18 protein-coding genes are annotated in these 21,711 nt (G+C 74.6%); 8 read left to right on the top strand and 10 right to left on the bottom strand.

Annotated features, from left to right (window positions below; all coding sequences use genetic code 11):
* Positions 1–453: a GNAT family N-acetyltransferase gene (locus tag O7603_RS13110; RefSeq protein WP_281575987.1), complete on the top strand. Its 453-nt coding sequence runs from the start codon at positions 1–3 to the stop codon at positions 451–453.
* A gap of 127 nt (positions 454–580) precedes the next feature.
* Here O7603_RS13110 and hemQ read toward each other — a convergent pair whose 3' ends face one another.
* Genes hemQ through hemE form a run of 3 tightly spaced genes read right to left on the bottom strand, consistent with a single transcriptional unit; the run spans position 581 to position 3,806 of the window.
* Entirely contained in the window at positions 581–1,282 is a 702-nt protein-coding gene (hemQ, locus tag O7603_RS13115; RefSeq protein WP_281575988.1) for a hydrogen peroxide-dependent heme synthase, read from the bottom strand.
* A complete protein-coding gene (gene hemG, locus O7603_RS13120) occupies positions 1,279–2,688 on the bottom strand; it encodes a protoporphyrinogen oxidase (protein ID WP_281575989.1) in 1,410 nt (469 codons plus the stop codon). Before hemG ends, hemQ begins: the two co-directional genes overlap by 4 nt.
* 5 nt (positions 2,689–2,693) lie before the next feature.
* Positions 2,694–3,806, bottom strand: coding sequence for a uroporphyrinogen decarboxylase (hemE, locus tag O7603_RS13125; protein WP_281575990.1), 1,113 nt, complete (start codon positions 3,804–3,806; stop codon positions 2,694–2,696).
* Positions 3,807–3,924: 118 nt separating this feature from the next.
* On the opposite strand from hemE, the gene O7603_RS13130 reads away from it, so the two are divergent.
* Positions 3,925–4,497 (top strand): DUF3000 domain-containing protein, encoded by a 573-nt coding sequence (locus tag O7603_RS13130; protein WP_281575991.1) that lies wholly within the window; start codon positions 3,925–3,927, stop codon positions 4,495–4,497.
* A gap of 15 nt (positions 4,498–4,512) precedes the next feature.
* Here O7603_RS13130 and O7603_RS13135 read toward each other — a convergent pair whose 3' ends face one another.
* Together O7603_RS13135 and O7603_RS13140 are read right to left on the bottom strand one after the other, a co-directional pair.
* The gene (locus O7603_RS13135) at positions 4,513–5,445 is read right to left on the bottom strand and encodes a hypothetical protein (RefSeq protein ID WP_281575992.1); all 933 of its coding nucleotides are present in this window, start codon (positions 5,443–5,445) and stop codon (positions 4,513–4,515) included.
* Positions 5,446–5,610: 165 nt separating this feature from the next.
* A complete protein-coding gene (locus O7603_RS13140) occupies positions 5,611–6,846 on the bottom strand; it encodes a trypsin-like peptidase domain-containing protein (RefSeq protein ID WP_281575993.1) in 1,236 nt (411 codons plus the stop codon).
* 196 nt (positions 6,847–7,042) lie between these two features.
* Between O7603_RS13140 and O7603_RS13145 the strand changes: the two genes are divergently transcribed.
* The 4 genes from O7603_RS13145 to O7603_RS13160 all read left to right on the top strand — a co-directional run bounded on the left by O7603_RS13145 (position 7,043) and on the right by O7603_RS13160 (position 13,029).
* Complete coding sequence (locus O7603_RS13145; protein WP_281575994.1) at positions 7,043–8,374, top strand: ribonuclease D; 1,332 nt, start codon at positions 7,043–7,045, stop codon at positions 8,372–8,374.
* A gap of 173 nt (positions 8,375–8,547) precedes the next feature.
* Entirely contained in the window at positions 8,548–9,744 is a 1,197-nt protein-coding gene (locus O7603_RS13150) for an acetyl-CoA C-acyltransferase (RefSeq protein ID WP_281575995.1), read from the top strand.
* Positions 9,741–11,810: a 3-hydroxyacyl-CoA dehydrogenase NAD-binding domain-containing protein gene (locus tag O7603_RS13155; protein WP_281575996.1), complete on the top strand. Its 2,070-nt coding sequence runs from the start codon at positions 9,741–9,743 to the stop codon at positions 11,808–11,810. Before O7603_RS13150 ends, O7603_RS13155 begins: the two co-directional genes overlap by 4 nt.
* A 154-nt stretch (positions 11,811–11,964) precedes the next feature.
* Entirely contained in the window at positions 11,965–13,029 is a 1,065-nt protein-coding gene (locus O7603_RS13160; RefSeq protein WP_281575997.1) for a hypothetical protein, read from the top strand.
* A 275-nt stretch (positions 13,030–13,304) separates the two neighbouring features.
* Here O7603_RS13160 and O7603_RS13165 read toward each other — a convergent pair whose 3' ends face one another.
* The 3 genes from O7603_RS13165 to O7603_RS13175 form a co-directional block, all read right to left on the bottom strand.
* On the bottom strand, positions 13,305–13,700 hold the full coding sequence (locus O7603_RS13165) for a VOC family protein (protein WP_281575998.1): 396 nt from the start codon (positions 13,698–13,700) through the stop codon (positions 13,305–13,307).
* 91 nt (positions 13,701–13,791) lie between these two features.
* Positions 13,792–15,003 (bottom strand): HAMP domain-containing sensor histidine kinase, encoded by a 1,212-nt coding sequence (locus O7603_RS13170; protein WP_281575999.1) that lies wholly within the window; start codon positions 15,001–15,003, stop codon positions 13,792–13,794.
* A gap of 55 nt (positions 15,004–15,058) precedes the next feature.
* Complete coding sequence (locus O7603_RS13175; RefSeq protein WP_281576000.1) at positions 15,059–15,727, bottom strand: response regulator transcription factor; 669 nt, start codon at positions 15,725–15,727, stop codon at positions 15,059–15,061.
* 146 nt (positions 15,728–15,873) lie between these two features.
* Here O7603_RS13175 and O7603_RS13180 point away from each other — a divergent pair, with 146 nt between their 5' ends.
* A complete protein-coding gene (locus O7603_RS13180; RefSeq protein ID WP_281576001.1) occupies positions 15,874–17,100 on the top strand; it encodes a peptidase C39 family protein in 1,227 nt (408 codons plus the stop codon).
* Here the strand turns inward: O7603_RS13180 and O7603_RS13185 are convergent, their stop codons facing one another.
* A complete protein-coding gene (locus tag O7603_RS13185) occupies positions 17,101–18,393 on the bottom strand; it encodes a PQQ-binding-like beta-propeller repeat protein (RefSeq protein ID WP_281576002.1) in 1,293 nt (430 codons plus the stop codon).
* Positions 18,390–19,691, bottom strand: coding sequence for a PQQ-binding-like beta-propeller repeat protein (locus O7603_RS13190; RefSeq protein WP_281576003.1), 1,302 nt, complete (start codon positions 19,689–19,691; stop codon positions 18,390–18,392). Before O7603_RS13190 ends, O7603_RS13185 begins: the two co-directional genes overlap by 4 nt.
* Positions 19,692–19,809: 118 nt before the next feature.
* On the opposite strand from O7603_RS13190, the gene O7603_RS13195 reads away from it, so the two are divergent.
* Positions 19,810–21,711, top strand: a complete 1,902-nt coding sequence (locus O7603_RS13195) for a hypothetical protein (RefSeq protein ID WP_281576681.1) — start codon at positions 19,810–19,812, stop codon at positions 21,709–21,711.

Consider the following 21,711-nt stretch of genomic DNA (forward strand, 5'->3'; position numbering starts at 1 on the left):
ATGCCGTCGCAGACGACCGAGGTCCGCACCGCCGCCTTCACCGACCTGGACACCCGCACCTTCCACGACCTGCTGAAGCTGCGGCTGGACGTGTTCGTGGTCGAGCAGAACTGCCCCTACCCGGAACTCGACGGGCGCGACGTCGAGCCGGGCACCCGGCACCTCTGGCTCACCGACGGCGGTGCGCCGCTGGCGTACCTGCGCATCCTGGCCGATCCGGGGGGCGTGGCGCGGATCGGCCGGGTGGTCGTCGCCCCGTCCGCGCGCGGCGGCGGACACGCGGGCCGGCTGATGACCGAGGCGCTCGCCGTCGTGGGCGGCCGCCCCTGCGTGCTGGAGGCCCAGTCCTACCTGGTCGACTTCTACGCGCAGCACGGCTTCACCGTCTCCGGCCCGGAGTACGTCGAGGACGGCATCCCGCACACCCCGATGCGCCGCGAACCAACCCGCTGACCACCGGCCGGCCGGCGTCGCGGTAACGCCACGGGACCACCAGCCAGGGGGACGTCGCGGTCGCCGTCGAGCCGTCGGCGGGCCCGCCGCTGTACGGACAGCGTCAGCGGCGGCCCTGCCGCGCCGTTCAGACCAGGCAGGTCACGATCTCGGCGATGGAGCGGCGGCGGCCGGTGAAGAAGGGGATCTCCTCCCGGACGTGCCGGCGCGCGCCCGAGGCGCGCAGGTCGCGCATCAGGTCCACGATCCGGTGCAGCTCGTCGCCCTCGAAGGCGAGCATCCACTCGTAGTCGCCGAGCGCGAACGAGGCCACCGTGTTGGCCCGCACGTCGGGGTAGTTGCGGGCCAACCGGCCGTGCTCGGCGAGCAGCTCGCGCCGCTCCTCGTCGGGCAGCAGGTACCACTCGTAGGAGCGGACGAAGGGGTAGACGCAGACGTAACGGCGCGCCTTCTCCCCGGCCAGGAAGGCCGGGATGTGGCTCTTGTTGAACTCGGCCGGCCGGTGCAGGGCCATCTGCGACCAGACCGGGGCCATCGCCCGGCCCAGCGTGGTACGCCGGAACCGCAGGTACGCGTCCTGGAGCGCGTCGCTGGAGGCCGAGTGCCACCAGATCATCAGATCCGCGTCGGCGCGCAGCCCGGCCACGTCGTACGTGCCGCGGACCACGACGTCCTTGCCGGCCAACTCCTCGAACAGCGCCTGCACCTCGGCGGTGACGTTGTCCCGCAGGGACGGCAGCGGGCTGTTGGCCCGGAACACCGACCACATGGTGTAGCGGATGCTGGCGTTCAGCTCGCGCAGCCGGGCAGCGTTGGTCTGCTCGGTCATCTCCCCGATCCTCCCAGTGCAGTGATGATCTCGTCGGCCGCCGTCTCACCCGAACGGACGCAGACCGGGATGCCGACCCCGTCGTACCCCGCGCCGGCCAGGGCCAGCGTCGGGTGGCTCGCCCGCAGCGCGGCCCGGACGCCGGCCACCCGGTCGGTGTGCCCCGGCGTGTACTGGGGCAGCGCCCCGCCCCACCGCTGCACGTGCCCGTCCACCGCAGCGGGCAGCGGGGTGCCGAGCACGGCCGACAGCTCCCGGTGCACGGTCGCGGCCAGGTCCTCGTCCGGGCGTTGCAGCGACGCCTCCTCGCCGTACCGGCCGACCGAGGCGCGAACCAGGGCCACGCCGTCCGGGCGGCGCAGGTGCCCCCACTTGGTGGTGAAGAACGTCGACGCCTTGACGAGCAGCCCTTCGGTGCCGGGCACCAGGAAGCCGGACAGCTCGGGCAGCGCCGGCTCGGGCAGCGCCAGGGTGACCAGCGCGACGCTCGCGTAGTCCAGCCCGCCCACGGTGCCGGCCAGTTCCGGGGCCGGCCCGGCGAGCAGCCGGGCGGCCGGCCGGGCCGGCACGGCGAGCACCACCGCGTCGACCTCGACGTCCTCCGGATCCCGGGTCGGGCCGACGGTCAGCCGCCAGCCGGCCGGCGTCGGGCGCAGCTCCCGCACCGCCGCGTCCCGGCGGATCGTCGCGCCGCTGGCCCGCGCCGCGCCCTCGACCAGGGTGCCGAGCCCGCCGGCCAGGGTGCCGAAGACCGGCGCGCCCGGGGCGCGCGGCGCGGCGGCCTGCGCGGCGCGGACCGCGCCGACCAGAGTGTGCTCCGCCCGGGCCGCCCGGGCCAGTGCCGGCATCGTGGTGACCAGGGAGAGATCGTCGGCCCGGCCGGCGTACACCCCGCCCAGCATCGGGTCGACCAGGCGGTCCACCACCTCGTCGCCGAACCGCGAGCGGACCAGGGCACCGACCGCCACGTCCTCGTCCGGGCCGAGCAGGGCACGGCCCTCGTCGCGGTCGGCGTCCGCGGCCGGCGTCGCCACCGTCGCCACCCGGTCGAGATCCCCGGGTACGCCGACCAGCGTGCCGCCCGGGATCGGGCGCAGCCCGCCGTCGACGGCGAGCGCGGCCTGCCCGACCGTGGGATGGACGATCCGGTCGGCCAGCCCGAGCCGGCGGACCAGCGCCACGGCGGCGGACTCCCCGCCGGCCGGGTCGCGCATCAGGAACGACTCGGCGCCGAACTCGACCGGCCCGCCGGCCAGCTCACCGGTGCGCAGCTTGCCGCCGAGCGCGCCGGACTGCTCGTACACCGTGATCTCGGTGCCGGCGGGCGCCTCGTCGCGCAACCGGACGGCGGCGGCCAGCCCGGCGATCCCGCCGCCGACCACCGCCACCCGCCACGGCCGCCGCATGCCGCTCAGCCCCGGTCGTCCGGACCGGCGGTCAGCTCGTGCACGAGCGCGACCACCCGGGTCAGCACGTCCGGGTCGGTCTCCGGGAGCACACCGTGCCCGAGGTTGAACACGTGCCCCGGAGCGGCCCGCCCCTCCGCCAGCACCCGGCGCACCTCGGCCTCGACCACCGGCCAGTCGGCGAGCAGCACGGCCGGGTCGAGGTTGCCCTGCACGGCCTTGTCCGGGCCGATCCGGCGGGTGGCGACGTCCAGCGGCGTCCGCCAGTCGACGCCGACCACGTCAGCGCCGGCCTCGCCCATCGCGCCGAGCAGCTCGGCGGTGCCCACGCCGAAGTGGATGCGCGGCACCCCGGCGTCGGCGAGCCCGGCCAGCACCGTCGTCGAGTGCGGCAACACGTAGCGGCGGTAGTCGGCCAGCGACAGCGCGCCGGCCCACGAGTCGAAGAGCTGCACCGCGGAGACCCCGGCCGCCACCTGAACGCGCAGGAACGCCAGCGTGATCTCGGCCAGCCGGGCGCAGAGCGCGTGCCACAGCTCCGGGTCGCCGTACATCAGCGCCTTGGTCTTCGCGTGGGTGCGCGACGGGCCACCCTCGACCAGGTAGCTGGCCAGGGTGAACGGCGCGCCGGCGAAGCCGATCAGCGGGGTGTCGCCCAGCTCGGTGACGAGCTGACGGACGGCCTCGTCCACGTACGGGACGTCGTCACGGCTGATCGGGCGGATCCGCTCGACGTCCTCGGCGGTGCGCACCGGCTCGGCCACCACCGGTCCGGTGCCCGGCACGATGTCCAGGTCCACTCCGGCGGCGGCGACCGGCACCACGATGTCGCTGAACAGGATCGCGGCGTCCACGCCGTGCCGGCGTACCGGCTGGAGGGTGATCTCGGTGACCAGGTCGGGCCGGCGGCAGGACTCCAGCATCGCCACGTTCGCCCGGATCTCCCGGTATTCCGGCAGCGAGCGACCGGCCTGGCGCATGAACCAGACCGGGGTGTGCGGGCCGGCCTGACGTCGGCAGGCGCGGACGAAGGGCGAGTCGCCCGGTCCGGCGAGGGCGGGGGCGGGGGCTCCGTCTCGGGCTGCGGTGCCCGTGCTGTCCGTGGTCATCGCGGCCATCGTGCCACGGCCCACAGCCGCCCCAGCGGCCCCCGCCCCGCATTGTGACCCGCCGCGCCCGACGACAAGTCGGCGCGCCGTCGCCGCCCCGGCGGGGACAGCGGCTTAGGCTGCCGACATGGCCCCCCCGATCGCGCTTCCGGAGACGTTCGCCCGCGCGGTCGCCGGGCTCCGATCCGCGGCGCCCCGGGCGGAGATCGTGCTCGAGGAGGTCGGCGCGCCGCAGCGGCTCGCCCCGTACGCCTTCGCGCTCTCCGCCAGCGTGCAGCGCGACGGCGACGAGGTGACCACCGGGCGGCTGATCCTGCTGCACGACCCGGCCGGGCACGAGGTGTGGCAGGGCACGCTGCGGCTGGTCACGTACGTGACCGCCGAGCTGGAGGTCGATCTGGCCGCCGACCCGCTGCTGCCCGGGGTGGGCTGGACCTGGCTGACCGACGCGCTGGACGCCCAGGGCGCCGGTCATCGGGCCGTCGGCGGGACGGTCACCCAGACCATGTCGACCCGGTTCGGTGACCTGGCCGGCCCACCGGCCGTCGGGGACATCGAGATCCGCGCCTCGTGGACGCCGGTCGACGACGACCTGGCACCGCACCTGCTGGCCTGGTGCGCGCTGCTGGCGTCGACGGCCGGGCTGCCGCCGCCCGGGGTGACCGCGCTGCCGGAGCGTCGCCCCGCCGGCGCGGCCTGACCCCGGGCAGGCCGGTCAGAGGTAGTTCTCGGCCTCGTCGCAGACCTTGTCCAGGCCCTTCATGGCCTTGTCGTACTCGGCCTTGTTGCCGACCGACGCGGCGCCGAGCGCGGTGGTCAGCTTGTCCAGGCAGTCGGCGATGACCTTCTTCTGCCGGGCCTGCTCGTCACGGTCGTTGCGGGTGCCGGTCAGATCCTGCTCGGTGTCGGCCAGCTTGTCCTGCACACCCTGGAGATCGGTCTTCAGCTTCTCGATCTCCTTGGCGTTCGCCGCGATCGTGCCGTCCCGCTCGCTGACCTGGCCGGTGAGCCGCCGCTCGGTCCGGTCCAGCTCGTTGCCCTTGGTCACGTAGAGGCCGGTCATCACGCCGCCGAGGACGAACAGCAGACCGGCCACCAGGGCCAGGATCAGCACCGCGCGGCCCTTGCGGGCGACCGGGGCGGCCGGGCCGTACGGCGGGACGAAGCCGGGCGGCGCGGACATCGGCTGCCCGTAGGCGGGGCCGGAGACCGGCGGCGCGGACATCGGCTGGGCGTAGGCCGGGCCGGACACCGGTGGCGCCGACATCGGGTGTTCGACCCCGGCGACCGGGGGCCCGGAGATCGGACCACCGTACGGCGGGACGCTGGCCGGCACGGCGTACCCGGCCGGAGCGGGCGGCGCCGAGTACGGCACGGTGGGCGGCTCCGGGGTGGCGGAGCCGTAGGGCCCAGGTTGCTGCGGCGCCGGCTGCCCGGCGCCGTACTGCGGACCCGGCTGTTGGGGGACCGCCTGCTGGGGGACCGGCTGTTGGGCGACCGGCTGCTGCGGGACGGTCTGCTGCGGGACCGTCTGCTGCGCGTCGTTCTGCGGCCCGGGCTGCTGCGGCGGGTACGGCGTGCCGCCGGACGGCGGCTGACCGGGCGCGGCCGGCGGGTTGCCCTGCGGCCCGGTCGGTGGCTCGGACATGGTTCTCCTCCAAGGTGTGCTGGTCCCCGCGCCGGTCGGGCGCGACGGACCTCAGGTGGGTGGGCAGGTGCCGGCCGGGTGGTACGGACCCGGCCGGGCTCGAACGCGCGGCCGGACACGGCCGTGGTGTGGTCTGCGGCAGGTGGATCGGGGCGCGAGCGCCCGTCAGCAGATCTTGAAACCGTCGCAGGCGGTCTTGATGGGAACAGCGAGGCCGATGCCCTCGGCGTCACGGGCCTTGGCGGTGGCGATACCGACCACCTGCTTGTTGCCGTTGATCACCGGGCCACCGGAGTTGCCGGGGTTGATCGGGGCGTCGAACTGGATCGCCGGCGGGCCGCCGGGCTCGGCCTTGCGGATCGCGCTCACCACGCCGGTGGTGACGCTGTCCTCCAGCCCGAGCGGCGCGCCGACCACGACGATCTGCTGGCCGGACTTCAGCGCGTCGGGCGCGGCGGCCAGGCCGCTGAACTTGCCGGTGGTACGCAGGTGGGCGATGTCGTTGGTCTTGTCGACCTTGACGATGGTGGCCGGGAAACGCTGGTCGGTGCGCTCCAGGAAGACCTCCCGGCCGCCGCTGTCCCAGACCGCCTCCACGACATGGAAGTTGGTGAACAGGTTCGTCCCGCCGCCGGCCGCCGGCTTGCCGATGGCGAAGGCCGTGCCGGTGAACTGGCCGGCCCGGACCCGGAACACGCTGGGCAGCACGGCGCTCGCCACCGCCTCCGGGTTGAAGGTCGCCCCGGCCTGCTTCTCGAGCGCCTCCGCCCGCTTCTCCAGGCCGTCGAAACGGCTCCCGTCGCCGCTCTGGGCCTCCGCGAGCCGGCGGTCGGTGGCCGCGAGGCGGTCGGTCAGGCGGTCGATCTGGTACGCCTGGAAGCCGGCCAACCCGGCCAACACCAGCACGACCAGCGCGGCGGTCACGGTGAGCCAGCGCCGGCGGCGGGCTCGCGGCGGCGGCACGGCGCCCGGCACCGGATACCCCGGCCCGCTCGCCGGCCACGCCGGAGCCGGCGGGCCGGCGGGCGGCCAGCCCGCCGGGGCCGCCGCGGGGTTGGCCGGGTGCGGCAGCACGCCGGGCCCGCCCATCTGGACCGGCCCGCCGGGCTGGGCGGGAACGCCGGACTGCTCGAACGCGCCGGGCTGCGCGGGAACGCCGGGGTGCGCGAACGCGCCGGGCTGGGTGGGAACGCCGGGCGGCACGGGCGGGCCCGGCTGCGCGGGAACGCCGGGCGCCGGTGCCGCCGGCCAGGCCGACCCGGTCCGGGGCGGCTCGATCCGCGGGGGTAGCGGACCCGGTCGGTCCGGTGCCGGGGCGGGCGTTTCCGCGTCGCGGGGCCGGCCGTCCGCCGGTTCCCCGTCCGCCGGACCGTAGCCAGCCGAACCGTAGCCAGCCGTCATGATCGTCACGCCTCCCCGTTGACGCCACGCCGCCCGTCACATCGGGCCGTGACGGCGGCTCGATGGACCGTACCTGCGCGAACGGGGTTTGTCTTCCCCGATGTCCGGCCTGCGACGACGGCCCGCCAGCCATCCGACAGACACACACGACGACCGGCTGCCCCCGCCGGATCGCGGCGCGCACTAGGGTTGGCAGGTGACCGACGAACCACCCCTGCGCCGTCGGGCCGTCGAAAGCCGTACGGGTAACGATTCGCACGACCCGCCGTCGGCTCGGCCGGAGCCGGCGGACGCGGGGACCGACGAGACCTCCGGCGGCCCCGTTCCATTGACGGCCCCCCGCGAGGGCACCCCGCAACCGGTGGCCACCCCGGAGGAGCTCGCCGAGGTCGTGGCGCGATTCGCCGCGGGCAGCGGCCCGGTCGCCCTCGACGCCGAGCGAGCCTCCGGCTACCGCTACAGCCAGCGGGCCTACCTCGTGCAGCTCCGGCGTGCCGGGGCCGGCACCGCGCTGATCGACCCGCTGCCACTGGCCGACCTGACCGCGCTCGACGAGGCGATCGGCGAGGCGGAGTGGGTGCTCCACGCGGCCAGCCAGGATCTGCCCTGCCTCGCCGAGGTGGGGTTGCGACCACGCCGACTGTTCGACACGGAACTGGCCGCTCGGCTGGCCGGATTCGAGCGGGTCGGCCTGGCCGCGCTGACCGAGCAGTTGCTCGGGTTCACCCTGGAGAAGCATCACTCGGCGGCCGACTGGTCGACCCGCCCGCTGCCCGAGTCGTGGCTGACCTACGCCGCTCTCGACGTCGAGCTGCTCACCGACCTTCGCGACGCGCTCGACGAGGAGTTGACCCGGCAGGGCAAGTCGGAATGGGCGGCGGAGGAGTTCGCCGCGCTGGTCCGCACCGGCGCCCGGCCGCCGCGGGTGCGCGCCGAGCCGTGGCGGCGCACCTCCGGCATCCACCGGGTGCGCGGGGCGCGCGCCCAGGCCCGCGTCCGCTCGATGTGGTACGCCCGCGACCAGATCGCCGCCCGCCGGGACGCCGCGCCGGGCCGGGTGCTGCCCGACTCGGCGATCATCGCCGCCGCGGAGCTGGACCCGAAGGACGAGAAGACTCTGCTCACCCTGCCCGGCTTCGGTGGGCGCTCGGTTCGACGGCTGGCCCGCACCTGGCTGGCCGCGCTGGACGACGCGCGGCAACTGCCGGACGACGCGCTGCCGGTCGCCCCGGTGGTCGAGGGTCCGCCGCCGCCGCACCGCTGGGCCGAGCGCGACCCGGTGGCCGCGGCCCGGCTGACCCGGTGCCGCGAGGTGGTGCTGGGGATCGCGGGAAAGCACCGGCTGCCCGCGGAGAACCTCATCGCCCCCGACTCGGTGCGCCGGCTCGCCTGGGTGCCGCCCGAGGAGGTCACCGAGGAGACGGTGACCGAGACGCTGCGCGGCTTCGGCGCCCGCGAGTGGCAGATCGCGCTGCTCACGGCCGACCTCGCCACGGCCCTCACCGACCCACCGGCCCCGACGGAGTAAACCCGCCCCGCCGGTCCGGGGCGGGGTGTGGGCTGGGCCACACGGGGGGTGGTGTCCCGGTTGGTTACTGGCGAGTAGCATCCGAGGGAAACGCCCGTGCCGGCGACCTGCGATCGGTCCCGTGTGCCGCCTGTCGGACCGGAGGCCGGATTGTGGTCGAAGAGGAGGCTCAAGTGCCCCGTGAAGTCCGGGATGTCGTCTTCGTCGACGGCGTCCGCACCCCGTTCGGCAAGGCGGGTGGCATGTACGCCAACACCCGCGCCGACGACCTGGTGATCCGCTGCATCCGCGAGCTGCTGCGCCGCAACCCGCAGCTGCCGCCGGAGCGGGTCGAGGAGGTCGCCATCGCCGCCACCACCCAGATCGGCGACCAGGGCCTCACCATCGGGCGGACCGCGGCGCTGCTCGCCGGCCTGCCCAAGACCGTCCCCGGCTTCGCCATCGACCGCATGTGCGCCGGCGCGATGACCGCGGTGACCACCGTGGCCGGCGGCATCGCCATGGGCGCGTACGACATCGCCATCGCCGGCGGCGTGGAGCACATGGGCCGCCACCCGATGGGTGAGGGCGTCGACCCCAACCCGCGGATCATCGCCGAGAAGCTGGTCGACCCGTCCGCGCTGGTCATGGGCGCCACCGCGGAGAACCTGCACGACCGCGTCCCGCACATCACCAAGGAGCGCACCGACGCGTTCGCGCTCGCCTCGCAGCAGAAGACCGCCAAGGCGTACGCCAACGGCAAGCTCCAGGACGACCTGGTGTCGGTGGCCGTCCGCGACCCGGAGACCGGCTGGGGCCTGGCGACCGTGGACGAGGCGCCGCGGGACACCTCGATGGAGAAGCTCGCCGGCCTCAAGACCCCGTTCCGCCCGCACGGCAAGGTCACCGCGGGCAACGCGGCCGGCCTGAACGACGGCGCGACCGCGAGCCTGATCGCCGCCGAGGAGACCGCCCGCGAGCTGGGCCTGCCGGTCGCCATGCGGCTGGTGTCGTACGGCTTCGTCGGTGTGGAGCCCGAGGTGATGGGCGTCGGCCCGATCCCGTCGACCGAGAAGGCGCTGCGCATCGCCGGCCTGACCATCGACGACATCGGCCTGTTCGAGCTGAACGAGGCGTTCGCCGTGCAGGTGCTCGCCTTCCTCGACCACTTCGGCATCGCCGACGACGACCCGCGGGTCAACCCGTGGGGTGGCGCGATCGCCATCGGGCACCCGCTCGCCTCCTCGGGCGTGCGGCTGATGACCCAGCTCGCCCGGCAGTTCGCCGAGCACCCCGAGGTCCGCTACGGCATCACCGCCATGTGCATCGGCATCGGCATGGGCGGCACCGTGATCTGGGAGAACCCGCACTGGACGGAGGGCAACAAGTGAGCGCGCTCGCCGCACCGAACGAGGTCGTCACCCGGGCGCTGCTGCGTCAGGTGAACGTACCGGGGCTGGACCGTCCCGCCGCCCTGATCACGCTGGACAACGGTCTCGACCACACCAAGCCGAACACGTTCGGCCCGGCCGGCCTGACCAGCCTGGACGAGGCGATCACCGCCGCCCTCGCGGCCAACCCGGCGTTCGTGGCGGTCACCGGCAAGCCGTACATCTTCTGCGTCGGCGCGGACATCACCGGCCTGCCGCTGCTGGAGAACCGCGACCAGGCGCTGGAGATCGGTCGGCTGGGCCACCGGGTCTTCGCCCGGCTCAAGGACAGCGCCGTGCCCACCTTCGCGTTCGTCAACGGCGCCGCGATGGGTGGCGGCCTGGAGCTGGCGCTGCACTGCCACTACCGGACGTTGTCCGGCGGCGCGGCGGCGCTCGCCCTGCCCGAGGTCTCCCTCGGCCTGGTGCCCGGCTGGGGCGGCACCCAGCTGCTGCCGAACCTGATCGGCATCCCGGCGGCAACCCAGGTGATCATCCAGAACCCGCTGATGCAGAACAAGATGCTCAAGCCGAAGCAGGCCGCCGAGCTGGGCATCGCCGACGTCCTGCTGGAGCCGGCCGACTTCCTGGAGCGGTCCCTCGAGTGGGCGGCCGGCGTGGTCCGCGGTGAGGTCACCGTGACCCGCCCCGAGGTGGACCGGGACATGTGGGCCGGCGTGCTCTACTTCGCCCGGCAGACCCTCGACCAGCGGCTGCACGGCGCGGTTCCGGCCGCGTACAAGGCGCTGGACCTGCTGGACACGGCGAAGGACGCCGACTTCGCGGCCGGCACCACGGCCGAGGACGAGGCCCTCGCGGACCTGGTCTTCTCCGAGGAGCTACGCAGCGGCCTGTACGCGTTCGACCTGGTGCAGCGGCGGGCCAAGCGGCCGGCGGGTGCGCCGGACAAGGGCCTGGCCCGTCCGGTCACCAAGGTCGGCATCGTCGGCGCCGGTCTGATGGCGAGCCAGCTCGCGCTGCTGTTCGCCCGCCGGCTCCAGGTGCCTGTCGTCATGACCGACCTGGACCAGTCCCGGGTGGACAAGGGCGTCGGCTACGTGCACAGCCAGATCGAGAAGGCCGTCAGCAAGGGCCGGATGGACAAGGGCACCGCCGCCAAGCTGTACGGCCTGGTCAGCGGCTCGGTCGACAAGGGCGTCTTCGCCGACGCCGACTTCGTCATCGAAGCGGTCTTCGAGGACCTGAGCGTCAAGAAGCAGGTCTGGGCCGAGCTGGAGAAGATCGTCAAGCCGGAGGCGGTGCTGGCGACGAACACCTCGTCGCTGTCGGTCACCGCGATGGCCGAGGAGCTCGAGCACCCGGAGCGGGTCGTGGGCTTCCACTTCTTCAACCCGGTCGCGGTGCTGCCGCTGCTGGAGATCGTCCGTGGTGAGCGGACCGACGACGCGACCCTGGCCACCGCGTTCGCGGTCGGCAAGCAGCTGCGGAAGTCCTCGGTGCTGGTCAAGGACGCCCCGGCGTTCGTGGTCAACCGGCTGCTCACCCGCTTCCTCGGCTCGGTCTTCGCCGCCGTCGACGCCGGCACCCCGCTGGACGTCGCGAACAGCGCGCTGGACCCGCTGGGTCTGCCGATGCGTCCGCTCGCCCTGCTCCAGCTGGTCGGCCCGGCGGTGGCGTACCACGTGGGCGGCACCCTGCACGCCGCGTTCCCGGACCGGTTCGGCGTCAGCGAGAACCTCAAGCGGATCGCCGACTCCGGCCAGCCCATCGTGGTCGACGACCAGGTCAACGAGGAGGTCGCCAAGCTGCTCGTGGTCGGCGACCAGCCGCTGACCGCGGAGCAGGTACGCCAGAACGCGCTGGACGCGCTGGCGCAGGAGATCCGGCTGATGCTCGACGAGGGCGTGGTGGCCGAGGCGCAGGACATCGACCTGTGCATGATCCTCGGCGCCGGCTGGCCGTTCCACCTCGGTGGCGTCACGCCGTACCTCGATCGGACGGGCACCTCCGAGCGGGTCACCGGCCAGCGGTTCCTCCCGCTCGGGGCGGCGAGCCTGCGCGCCTGATCACACCGCTCCCCCACCTCGCGGTGGTCGGCGGCGTCCCAAAGGGACGCGGCCGGCCACCGCGAGCGTCTGTGTGGGCCGTTCGGCGGGCAGCGGCGGCGGGCCGCCGCTGGATAACATCGCCCGTTCGGCAAATCACCCCTGGAGCTGACCCATGTCCTACCCGCCGGCCGATTCCTATCCCCCGCCCCACGGGCAGGGCTCGTACCCGCCGCCCCCGCGGGGCGGCTACCCCCCGCCACAGCAGGGCGGCCAGCCCCGATCGCCGCAGGGCGGTTACCCCACGTCCCACCAGGGCGATTACCCCGGTTACCCGCAGGGCGGCCACCCCGGATCGCACGGCGGCTACCCGGGTTCGCCCCAAGACGGTTACCCGCGGCCGCAGCAGGGCGGCTACCCCGGTGCTCAGCAGGGCGGGTACCCCGGTTCTCAGCAGGGCGGCTACCCGGGGCCGCAGCAGCGGCAGCCGGGTGGCTACCCGCCCGACCAGCAGCCCGGCGGCTACCCGCAGCACCAGCCCGGTGGTTACCCGCCGGACCAGCAGCACGGTGGTTACCCGCCGCCGCAGCAGGGCGGCTTCCCGCCGCACCAGGCCGGGCAGCCGTACGGTGAGCCGACCGAGGCCGCCCCGCCGCCGAAGAAGTCCCGCGCCGGCCGGATCGTCCTGATCGTGGTCGCCGTCGTGCTGGTGCTCTGCGTGGGCGGCGCGGCGATCACCTGGTTCGCCGTCAAGGACGAGGTGAGCGAGGGTGTCGAGGCGAGCCGGACGCGGGTCGAGGCCCCGGCCACGCTCGCCGGGCGACCCAAGGTCACCGACCCGACGCTGCAGTCGCTCTCCGACCAGATGGTCACCGAGATGAAGAAGACGGCGCAGGGCGAGACCAGCGCGGTCGGCGGCTTCTACGGTGACCCGGCCAAGCAGGACCTGGTGATGGTCGTCGGCGTCTCCGGGCTGATGGCCGACCCGAAGAAGGAGCTGGACGAGGCCGTGTCCGGGATGGCCGCGGAGCTCGGTGTGAAGGAGATGAAGCCGGTGGAGGCGGGCCCGCTCGGCGGCGAGGCCCGCTGTGGCGACGGCAAGGCCGACGACGCACCACTGGGCGTCTGCCTCTGGGCCGACAAGGGCAGCGTCGGCGCCATCGTGGTGTTCTTCAAGTCCGCCGAGGAGGTCAAGGCCGATTTCGTCACCATGCGCGGCGAGATCGAGAAGCGCGGCTGAGCCGTACCGTGGGATCCCCGACGCCACCCGCCGGGGATCCCACGGGCCCAGGCCGGAGCACCGCGCTGACTCCGTAGGGCAGGCACCTGCACCACTGGCTGCTCGACTGAGCCGCGCGCCCGCGACCCACCGTCAGGCGTCGTGACGGGAGGCGCACGCCAGGGCCTCGACGACCGACTGTCGGTGTGGGCGGTATGACGCTGCGTCATAATTATGCCGCTGAGTCATACCGCTCATCGCCGTACCCCTGCCGCGCCAACGACGGCGCCGGCGGGTCAGCCGCCCGTCGCGGCCCGTTCCGCGGCGCTGCGCTCCACGCAGAACTCGTTGCCCTCCGGGTCACCGAGCACCGCCCACCCGGTGCCGTCCGGCTCACGGTGATCGGCGACCAGCGAGGCTCCCAGGCCGAGCAGCCGCTCGACCTCCTCGTCCCGGGTCCGGTCGGTGGGCTGCAGGTCCAGGTGCATCCGGTTCTTCGCCTCCTTCGCCTCCGGCACCCGCTGGAACAGCATGCCGCCCTCGGCGATGTCCGCACCGGACAGCAGCGCGCACTCGTCCTCGCCGGGCGCGTTCTCCGGATGGTGCCGCAGCCCCATCGCCTCCGCCCAGAAGCTCGCCACCGTGTAGGGGTCGGCACAGTCCACGTCGATCCAACGCACTCGCACAGCCATGCCGCCAACCTCTCACGGCGAGCAAGCGGATATTCCCGGCCGTGCGGGGCCACCGCGGCCGCGGCGGGCCGCCGACCGCGGTGGCGACGGTTCAGCGCCCGCCGGCCGCCTCGGGCCCACCGCGCCCCTCGGCCGGGACGGGCGCCGCGGGGACGACGCCGTCGGCCGACGGCAGGGTGACCGTCACCTCCAGGCCGCCGCCGGGCTGGGCGAACGCCTGCACCGTGCCGCCGTGCGCGTCGCACACCGCCCGGACGATCGACAGACCCAGACCCGAGCCCCGGGCGCCGGTACGCTCCCGCCCACCGCGCCGGAACGGCTCGAACAGCCCGGGGACGTCCGCCGGGTCCACCTCGAAGCCGGTGTTGCCCACCACCAGCCAGGAACGCTCGCCGTCCGTGCCGGTGCGCACCCAGAGCCGCCCGTGCAGGTGGTTGTAGCGAACCGCGTTCTCGATCAGGTTGCCGGCCAGCCGGTCCAGCAGGCCCGGGTCGCCGACCACCGGGGCGGACTCCAGCGAGGTCTGCACCCGCAGCCCGATCCGCTCCACCTCCCGGCGCATCGCCGACAGCGCGTTGGCCGTGCCGCCGGCCAGATCGCACTCCGTACGCCGGCCGAGCCGGCGGCCGACCTGCGCCTCGCTGCGAGCCAGCACCAGCAGCGCGTCCACCAGCCCGTTGGCCCGTTCCGAGGCGTCCCGGACCACGGTGGCCATCCGGCGGTACTCGGCGATGTCCGCCTCGTCATCGCTGAGCGTCACGTCGATCTCGGTCCGCATCACCGCGAGCGGGGTCCGCAGCTCGTGCGAGGCGTTGGCCACGAAGCGTTTCTGCGCCTCGAACGCGACGGCGATCCGGTCCAGCATCGCGTCGAAGGTCTTCGCCAACTCGGCGACCTCGTCGTCGGCCCCCGAGTAGCCGATCCGCTGGTCCAGCGTGGCCTCGCCGAGCCGCTGGGCGGTGGCGGTGACCTGGTGCAGCGGCCGCAGCGCCCGCCCGGCCACCGCGTACGCGCCGGCCACGCCGACCACGCTGATGGCGAGCAGCGCCACGAGGCCCTTGGCCAGCAGCTCGCCGGACGCGGCGTCGACCAGTTGCCGCTGCCACTCGCCGGCGTCCAGCGAGCGGCCGTCGGCGAGCACGACCGTGGTGCCCGGCAGCAGTTCGTCGGTCGGGCGGAGCGCGTCGCGGACCAGCAGCCAGGCGAGCAGCACCAGGATCGCGCCCGCGCCGACCAGCAGCACTCCGTTGAGCAGGGTGAGCCGCAGCCGCAGGGTCGGCCGCAGCCGCCTCCGCCGGGTCACAGTGCCGTCTCCGTTCGCGACCGCAGGGCTCGCAAATCCGGCTCACTCCTCGCGCTCACGCGGCTGCCTCGGCCGTCCGGTAGCCGGCCCCGACGACCGTCTCGATCAGCGGCGGGTCGCCGAGTTTCTTGCGCAGTGTCATGACGGTGACCCGGACGATGGTGGTGAACGGGTCGGTGTTCGCGTCCCAGACCCGCTCCAGCAGCTCCTCGCTGGAGACCACCGCGCCGCGCGCCTTGAGCAGCTCGCAGAGCACGCCGAACTCCTTGTTGGTCAGGTCCACCGGCACCCCGCCCCGGGTTGCCACCCGCCGGGCCGGGTCCAGGACCAGGTCGGCCACGGCCAGCACCGGCGGCGCGGCCGGGGTGGCCCGCCGGCCCAGCGCCTGCACCCGGGCGACCAACTCGTCGAAGGCGAACGGCTTGGGCAGGTAGTCGTCCGCGCCCAGTTGGAGCCCCTCGACCCGGTCCGCCACCGTGCCGCTCGCGGTGAGCATCAGCACCCGGGTCAGCGCGCCCGAGGCGGCCAGGTCGGCACAGATCTGGTCGCCGTGCACGCCGGGCAGGTCCCGGTCCAGTACGACCACGTCGTACCGGGTGACGAAGGCCAACTCGTGTCCGCTGTCGCCGTCGTAGGCGACGTCGACCGCCATGCCCCGCTTGCGCAAGCCCCGCGCGATCGCGTCGGCGAGGTTGCGCTCGTCCTCCACCACCAGTACCCGCATGCCGGCCTCCTCCTGCTGACCACCGACAACCTAGTGCCGGCCACCAAACCAGCGTCCCTCGCCGCCCGGGTCGGCCGCCGTTGCCGAAAACCTTCGGCGTACGCGAAGCTTGCGGCAGTCAGCTTCACCGACGGACGGACGTGCCCATGACCACAGCGGCCCCACCCCGGAGCCGGGACATCGCCTACCGGGGCTTCCGTTTTCCGGCCGGAGGGGACACCGGCGACACGGTCGGGCTGCGCGGCGAGACACGCGGGCTGGTGCTGGCCGGGCCGGCGGGCGGCGCGGTCCGGCCGGGCCCGGACGGCGACGACCGCCGGTACGAGTGGGGCAGCTGGACCGCGCCGCCGGTGCCGGTCGGCTTTCCCGTCGGCGAGGTGGTTCCGTCGTGGACCGCCGACGCCCCGGACGGCTGCTGGGTCGAGGTCGAGCTGCGGGGCTGGCACGACGGCGCCCCGGCCACCGGCTGGTACGTGCTGGGCCGGTGGACGGCCGGCGACACGTCGACGCGCCGGACCTCGGTGCCGGGGCAGCGCGACGACGCCGCCCGGGTGGCGACCGACACGCTGGTCGTCACCGGGGCCACCGTGACGGGATGGCAGCTCCGGGTGACCCTGCTCCGGCCGGCCGGCAGCGGGCACACGCCGGTGCTGCGGTCCGCCGGCGCGGTCGCCACCGCCCGGGCCGACGCCGAGCCGGGCGGGGCGGAGCCGGGCGGGGCGGAGTCGAGCGGGGCGGTGGCGGGCGGGGCGCGCGGCGCCGCCCGGGGGGTCGTGCTGGCCGTGCCGCGGTACTCGCAGCGGGTGCACGGCGCGTACCCGCGGTGGGGCGGCGGCGGCGACTCCTGGTGCAGCCCGACCTGCACCTCGATGGTGCTGGCCTACTGGGGCGCCGCCCCGCCGCCGGACCGGTACGCGTGGGTCGACCCGCCGGGCCCCCGGCCGGTGGTCGTGCACGCCGCCCGGCACTGCTTCGACCACGCCTACGCCGGAGCCGGCAACTGGCCGTTCAACACCGCGTACGCCGGGCTGCACGGGGTGGAGGCGTTCGTCACCCGGCTGCGGTCGCTCACCGAGGCGGAGGCGTTCATCGCCGCCGGCATCCCGCTGGTGGTCTCCGCCGCGTTCACGGCCGGTGAGGTGCCCGGGCTGGACTACGACACGCAGGGGCATCTCATCGTGCTGGTCGGCTTCACCCCCGAGGGCGATCCGGTCCTCAACGACCCGTACGCGCCGGACGACGAGGCGGTGCGCAAGACGGTGCGCCGGGACCGGTTCGAGGCGGTCTGGCAGCGCGGCAGCGGTGGGATGGCGTACGTCATCCGGCCGCCCGGGGTGCCGCTGCCCCCGGCGCCCGCCCAGCCGAACTGGTGATCAGCGGCGCAACCACCACAGCCCGTACGCCCCGTCCGCCCGGCGGCAGATCAGCAGGTCACCACTGCTCTGGCAGTCGCCGGCCGCGTCCGCGAGCACGTCCAGCGGCCGGACCGTGCCGGTGCCGGCGTCCAACTCGGCGACGAGCAGCCCGCCGTCCGGGTGCCGACGCGTCCCGATCAGCGGGTCGTCGATCCGGGCCGGCCGGGCCAGCTCCCACCGCCCCAGCTCACCGAGGACCGTGCCGCTGGTCGGGTCGAGCAGGGCGAACCGTTCGGCGCCGGGGCCGGCGCTGCTCACCGCGCTGGCCACCAGCCGCCCCCGGCTCGACCAGACCGCGGCCCAGCGGTCGTCCGCCCAGAGCCGGCGCCCGGTGACGGGGTCGAGGACCCGGAGCCCGGAGCCGCGGCCCTGCACGCAGATCACCGGGCCGCAGTCCGCGCCGTAGAGGGCGTCCTCGACCCGGCTCTGCCAGCGCCGCTGCAGCCGGTCCAGGTCGTACCCGGTGACCATGCCCGGGTAGTCACCGATGGTGACCAGCAGGTCCCCGATCACCTGCACGTTGACGTTCCGGTAGCTCACGGGCTCCCACAGGTCGGCGGCGACCCGCAGCGCGCCGGTGGCCGCGTCGTGCACCTCCACCCGGCCCTCGGCGCTGCTCAGCACGATCCGGTCCACCCCGGCCGGTGCGAACCGGTAGGCGATCTGGCGGGGCGCGACGTCGATCGCCCAGCGCGGCGTGCCGCAGCAGACATCGACCGCGCGGAGGGTGCCGCCGCGCTCCCCGTCGACCGACTCGAGCAGCAGGCTGCCGTCCGCCAGCTCCAGCGGGGTGCCCGGCTGCTGCCACCGGTACGCCCCGGTCTCCCGGTCCAGCACCACGGTGACGCTGCTCCGCGCGTCCTCCGCGCCCTGGTAGCCGGTCACCAGCAGCGCGTCGCCCGTCGACGACATCCCCCAGAACCGGCCCTCCACCGGCAGGGTCATCTCCCAGGCCGGCGCGCCGCCGGGCAGCCGGTAGGCGACCAGCCGGCGCTGCCCACCAGGGCCGTTGAACGGGTCGATGACCAGGAACAGGTCCCCGGCGACGAGCGCGTCCGCGCCGAGCCGGGCCGGCAGGACCACCATGGTCCGCCGCTGCGCCGGCGCGCCGCCGGCGAGGCCGGCCAGCACCAGCAGGAGCACCACGGCGCAGCGCAGTGGCCGGCCGGCCGCGCGGGGCGGCCGAGGCATCGCCTCCGGCTCCGGCTCGTGCCGCAACTCCCCCAGGTCGATCACGGGGCCACTGGTCATCGCCGCCACCGCCACACCCCGAACGATCCGTCCAACCGGCGACACACGACGGCGTCCGCGCCGACCTGGCAGTGGCCGGCCGTGTCGGTGACCACGTCGAGGACTCGGACCCGCCCCGCGACGACATCGAACTCGACCACGACGAGCCGGCCGTCGGCCGCGCGCCGGAGGCCGACCGGCGGCCCGTCCGGGTCGGTCGAGGGCAGCGGCTGCCACTCGCCCAGCTCGGCCACCACCCGGCCGGTACCGGCGTCCAGCACCGCGAACGCGTTGCCGGCCACCCGACCGCCCATGACCAGCAGCCGGTCCCCCCGGGCGCCCAGGATCCCGTCCCACGCCGGTGGGGCGCTCCACCGCGCCGCGCCGGTCGCCGGGTCGACCGCCCGGATCCCGCCGGCCGGCCCCTGGGCGCAGAGCAGGGCACCGCAGGTCACCAGGTACGACATCAGGGGCAGGTCGGCCTCCCAGCGCGACTCCAGCCGGTCCAGGTCGTACGCGCGCACCCGCGACCGCGAGCCGTCGACGACGAGCAGCAAGTCAGCTACCACCTGGTGGCGGCGTTCCTCGGACACCTTCGCGTCGAGACCCAGGTCGGCGCGGCGCAGCACGGTGCCGGTCGCCGCGTCGCGCACCTCCGCGAGCCCGTCGGGTCCGATCGCCACGATCCGGTCGATCACGCCGTCCCGGACCCGGACCTGCATCCGCGGGGTCGGCGGCGACGGTATCGACCAGAGCACCCGGCCGGAGGCGAGGTCGACCGAACTCACCTTCGTCGCGCCGACCATGTTCTCCAGCAGCAATCGCCCGGTCGCGTCGAGCTGGCTGAAGCCGGGCAACCGCCAGCGGACCCGCCCCGTCTCCGCGTCCAGCACGGTGGTCTCGGGCGTGCCGTCCAATCCCACGGAGCCGGAGAGGACCAGCACGCCCTTGCCCGCCTGCACCCGCCAGATCTCGCCGGCGGCCGGCAGCCGGACCTGCCACAACGGCTCGGGCCGTTGGGCGGCGGTGGTCGCCCGATCGGGCAGCGGGTAGGCGACCAGATCGCGGCTGCCGTCCGCCGAACCCGGCACCAGTTGCGAGACGAGGAGCAGGTCGCCGGCGAAGAGGGCCTCGGCGACCGGGGCTGCCGGCACGACGGCCCACATCCGGCCCGGCGGGGGCGCTGCCGCGGACAGCGTGGCCAGCGCGAGCAGCAGCACCAGCAACGTCCGCAGTGGACGGCCGAGCGGCGGGGGGCGACGCGAAGCGACGCTCGGGGCGGGGTCTTCACGCAGATCGCCCAGGTCGATGAGCGTCATCACGTCCTCCCGTCGCCCCGCCGCGACGGGTGCCACCCCGGCAAACCGGCCGTGACCGTAGCGGCCCGGCAAATGCGACGCATCCTCGCCTGTACGATGGCGCGTCGTGGCTGTGCCGGTGGTAGATCCCTCACTCAGTGCCGTTGTCGACGCCGACCCCGTCGAGGTCGGGCCGTCGCGACGGCCCCGACGCCGACCGGCCCGCGTCGACCTGGTGGCTCTCGGAGCCTATGTGCTGCTCGGCGTTTTCGTCTGCCTCAACTACTGGGGGGACGTGCAGGGCCGGGTCTCCTCGCACCTGCCCACCGACCACACCTGGTTCGAGTGGCTCTTCGCGCACGGCGCTTACTCGGTGCGCCATCTGGAGAATCCGCTCTTCACCGCCCGGCAGAACGCGCCGCTCGGGGTCAACATGATGGCGAACACCTCGCTGCTCGGGGTGACCCTGCCGCTGGCGCCGCTGACCATGCTGCTCGGCCCGCAGGTGATGTACGCGCTGTACCTGGGCGGCGCGCTGGCGGCCACGGCGGCGACCAGCTACTGGATGCTCTCCCGGCACCTGGTGCGCTCGCGCGCGGCGGCCTTCGTCGGCGGCGCCTTCCTCGGTTTCGCTCCGGGCATCGTCCACCACGCGAACGGGCAACCCAACTTCGTCTCCAACTTCCTGCTCCCGCTGATCGTCGTCCGGGTGCTGCGACTCGGCGAGCCGGGCCGGTGGCGGCGCAACGGGCTGGCGCTGGGCCTGCTGGTGGCGTACCAGATCTTCATCAACGAGGAGATGCTGCTGCTCACCGCGCTGGCCTGCCTGGTCGTCGTGCTGGCCTACGCGGCGCAGCGGCCGGCGACCGCGCTGGCCCGGGCCGGCACCTTCGCCGCCGCGCTCGGCGTCGGCGGCGGGCTGGCCCTGCTGCTGACCGCGTACCCGATCTGGTTCCAGTTCAACGGGCCGCAGTCCTACCGGGGCCTGCAGGGTGGGGTGTTCCACAACTGGGGCGAGGACCTCGCCGCCTTCGTCACGTTCGCCCGCGACACCTGGGCCGGCGATCCCGCCGTGGAGCAGACCATCGGGCTGACCGAGCAGAACACCTGGTTCGGCTGGCCGCTCGTGCTGGTCGCCGTGGTGGCCCTGGCGCTCCTGGTCCGCCGGTCGCTGGTGGCCCGGGTCCTCGCCGTGCTCGTGGTGGTCTTCACCGTGGCCGCGCTCGGGCCGCGGATCCGGCTGAACGGCGTGGAGACCGAGGTGAACGGCCCGTGGCACTACATCTCGGACGACCTGCCGCTGGTCGAGATGATGATGCCGACCCGGCTGACCCTGGTCGTCGCCGGCGCGGTGGGCGTGCTGCTCGCGCTGGCCTGGGACACGCTGTCCCGCGATGGCCGCCCGGCCGTCGCCAGGGTGCGGGTGCCCGCCCAGCGCACCGGCGAGGCCGACGCGACGCCGGCCGGCACCGCCACCCCGGTCGGCACGGCGGCGACGGCCGGCACGAGGCGCCGGCGGTGGCTGCGCCCGGTGGGGTACGCGGCGATCACCCTCGCCGTGCTGCCGCTGTTCCCCCGGCCGCTGCCGGCCCAGCCGATCGACCCGCCGCCGCGCTTCATCACCGACGGCGGGTGGCGGCCGTACGTCCCGGCCGGCCGGACCCTGGTGCCGGTGCCGATCCCGAGCAACGTGCACGGCCTGCCGACGCTGCGCTGGAGCGCGCTCACCGGGCAGAAGTTCCCCATCCCGGGCGGCTACTTCATCGGCCCCAACGAGACCGGCGAGGGCGTCTTCGGCGCGCCGAACCGCCCCACCAGCACCCTCATCTACTCCACGATGGACTCCGGCACGGTGCCGGTGCTCACCGACGAGAACCGACGCCAGGCGATCGAGGACCTGCGCTGGTGGCGGGCCTCGGTGGTGGTGCTCGGCGCCCACCCGCGGGAGGCGGTGCTGCGCGAGCTGATGACCGGCCTGCTCGGGCCGCCGCAGCGGGTCGACGACGTCTGGCTCTGGGACGTCCGCCCGAAGCTGGGCTGA

It is taken from the genome of Micromonospora sp. WMMD812, assembly GCF_027497215.1.
In the GTDB taxonomy this organism is placed as follows: Bacteria; Actinomycetota; Actinomycetes; order Mycobacteriales; family Micromonosporaceae; genus Micromonospora.

Excerpts from the sequence above, each read along its gene's own strand:
- O7603_RS13130 (WP_281575991.1), top strand. The coding sequence starts at position 3,925 with ATGGCCCCCCCGATCGCGCTTCCGGAGACGTTCGCCCGCGCGGTCGCC.
- O7603_RS13180 (WP_281576001.1), top strand. The coding sequence starts at position 15,874 with ATGACCACAGCGGCCCCACCCCGGAGCCGGGACATCGCCTACCGGGGC.
- O7603_RS13110 (WP_281575987.1), top strand. The coding sequence starts at position 1 with ATGCCGTCGCAGACGACCGAGGTCCGCACCGCCGCCTTCACCGACCTG.
- hemG (WP_281575989.1), bottom strand. The coding sequence starts at position 2,688 with ATGCGGCGGCCGTGGCGGGTGGCGGTGGTCGGCGGCGGGATCGCCGGG.
- O7603_RS13175 (WP_281576000.1), bottom strand. The coding sequence starts at position 15,727 with ATGCGGGTACTGGTGGTGGAGGACGAGCGCAACCTCGCCGACGCGATC.
- hemE (WP_281575990.1), bottom strand. The coding sequence starts at position 3,806 with ATGGCCGCGATGACCACGGACAGCACGGGCACCGCAGCCCGAGACGGA.
- O7603_RS13160 (WP_281575997.1), top strand. The coding sequence starts at position 11,965 with ATGTCCTACCCGCCGGCCGATTCCTATCCCCCGCCCCACGGGCAGGGC.
- O7603_RS13135 (WP_281575992.1), bottom strand. The coding sequence starts at position 5,445 with ATGTCCGAGCCACCGACCGGGCCGCAGGGCAACCCGCCGGCCGCGCCC.
- O7603_RS13165 (WP_281575998.1), bottom strand. The coding sequence starts at position 13,700 with ATGGCTGTGCGAGTGCGTTGGATCGACGTGGACTGTGCCGACCCCTAC.
- hemQ (WP_281575988.1), bottom strand. The coding sequence starts at position 1,282 with ATGACCGAGCAGACCAACGCTGCCCGGCTGCGCGAGCTGAACGCCAGC.
- O7603_RS13140 (WP_281575993.1), bottom strand. The coding sequence starts at position 6,846 with ATGACGGCTGGCTACGGTTCGGCTGGCTACGGTCCGGCGGACGGGGAA.
- O7603_RS13185 (WP_281576002.1), bottom strand. The coding sequence starts at position 18,393 with ATGACCAGTGGCCCCGTGATCGACCTGGGGGAGTTGCGGCACGAGCCG.
- O7603_RS13190 (WP_281576003.1), bottom strand. The coding sequence starts at position 19,691 with ATGACGCTCATCGACCTGGGCGATCTGCGTGAAGACCCCGCCCCGAGC.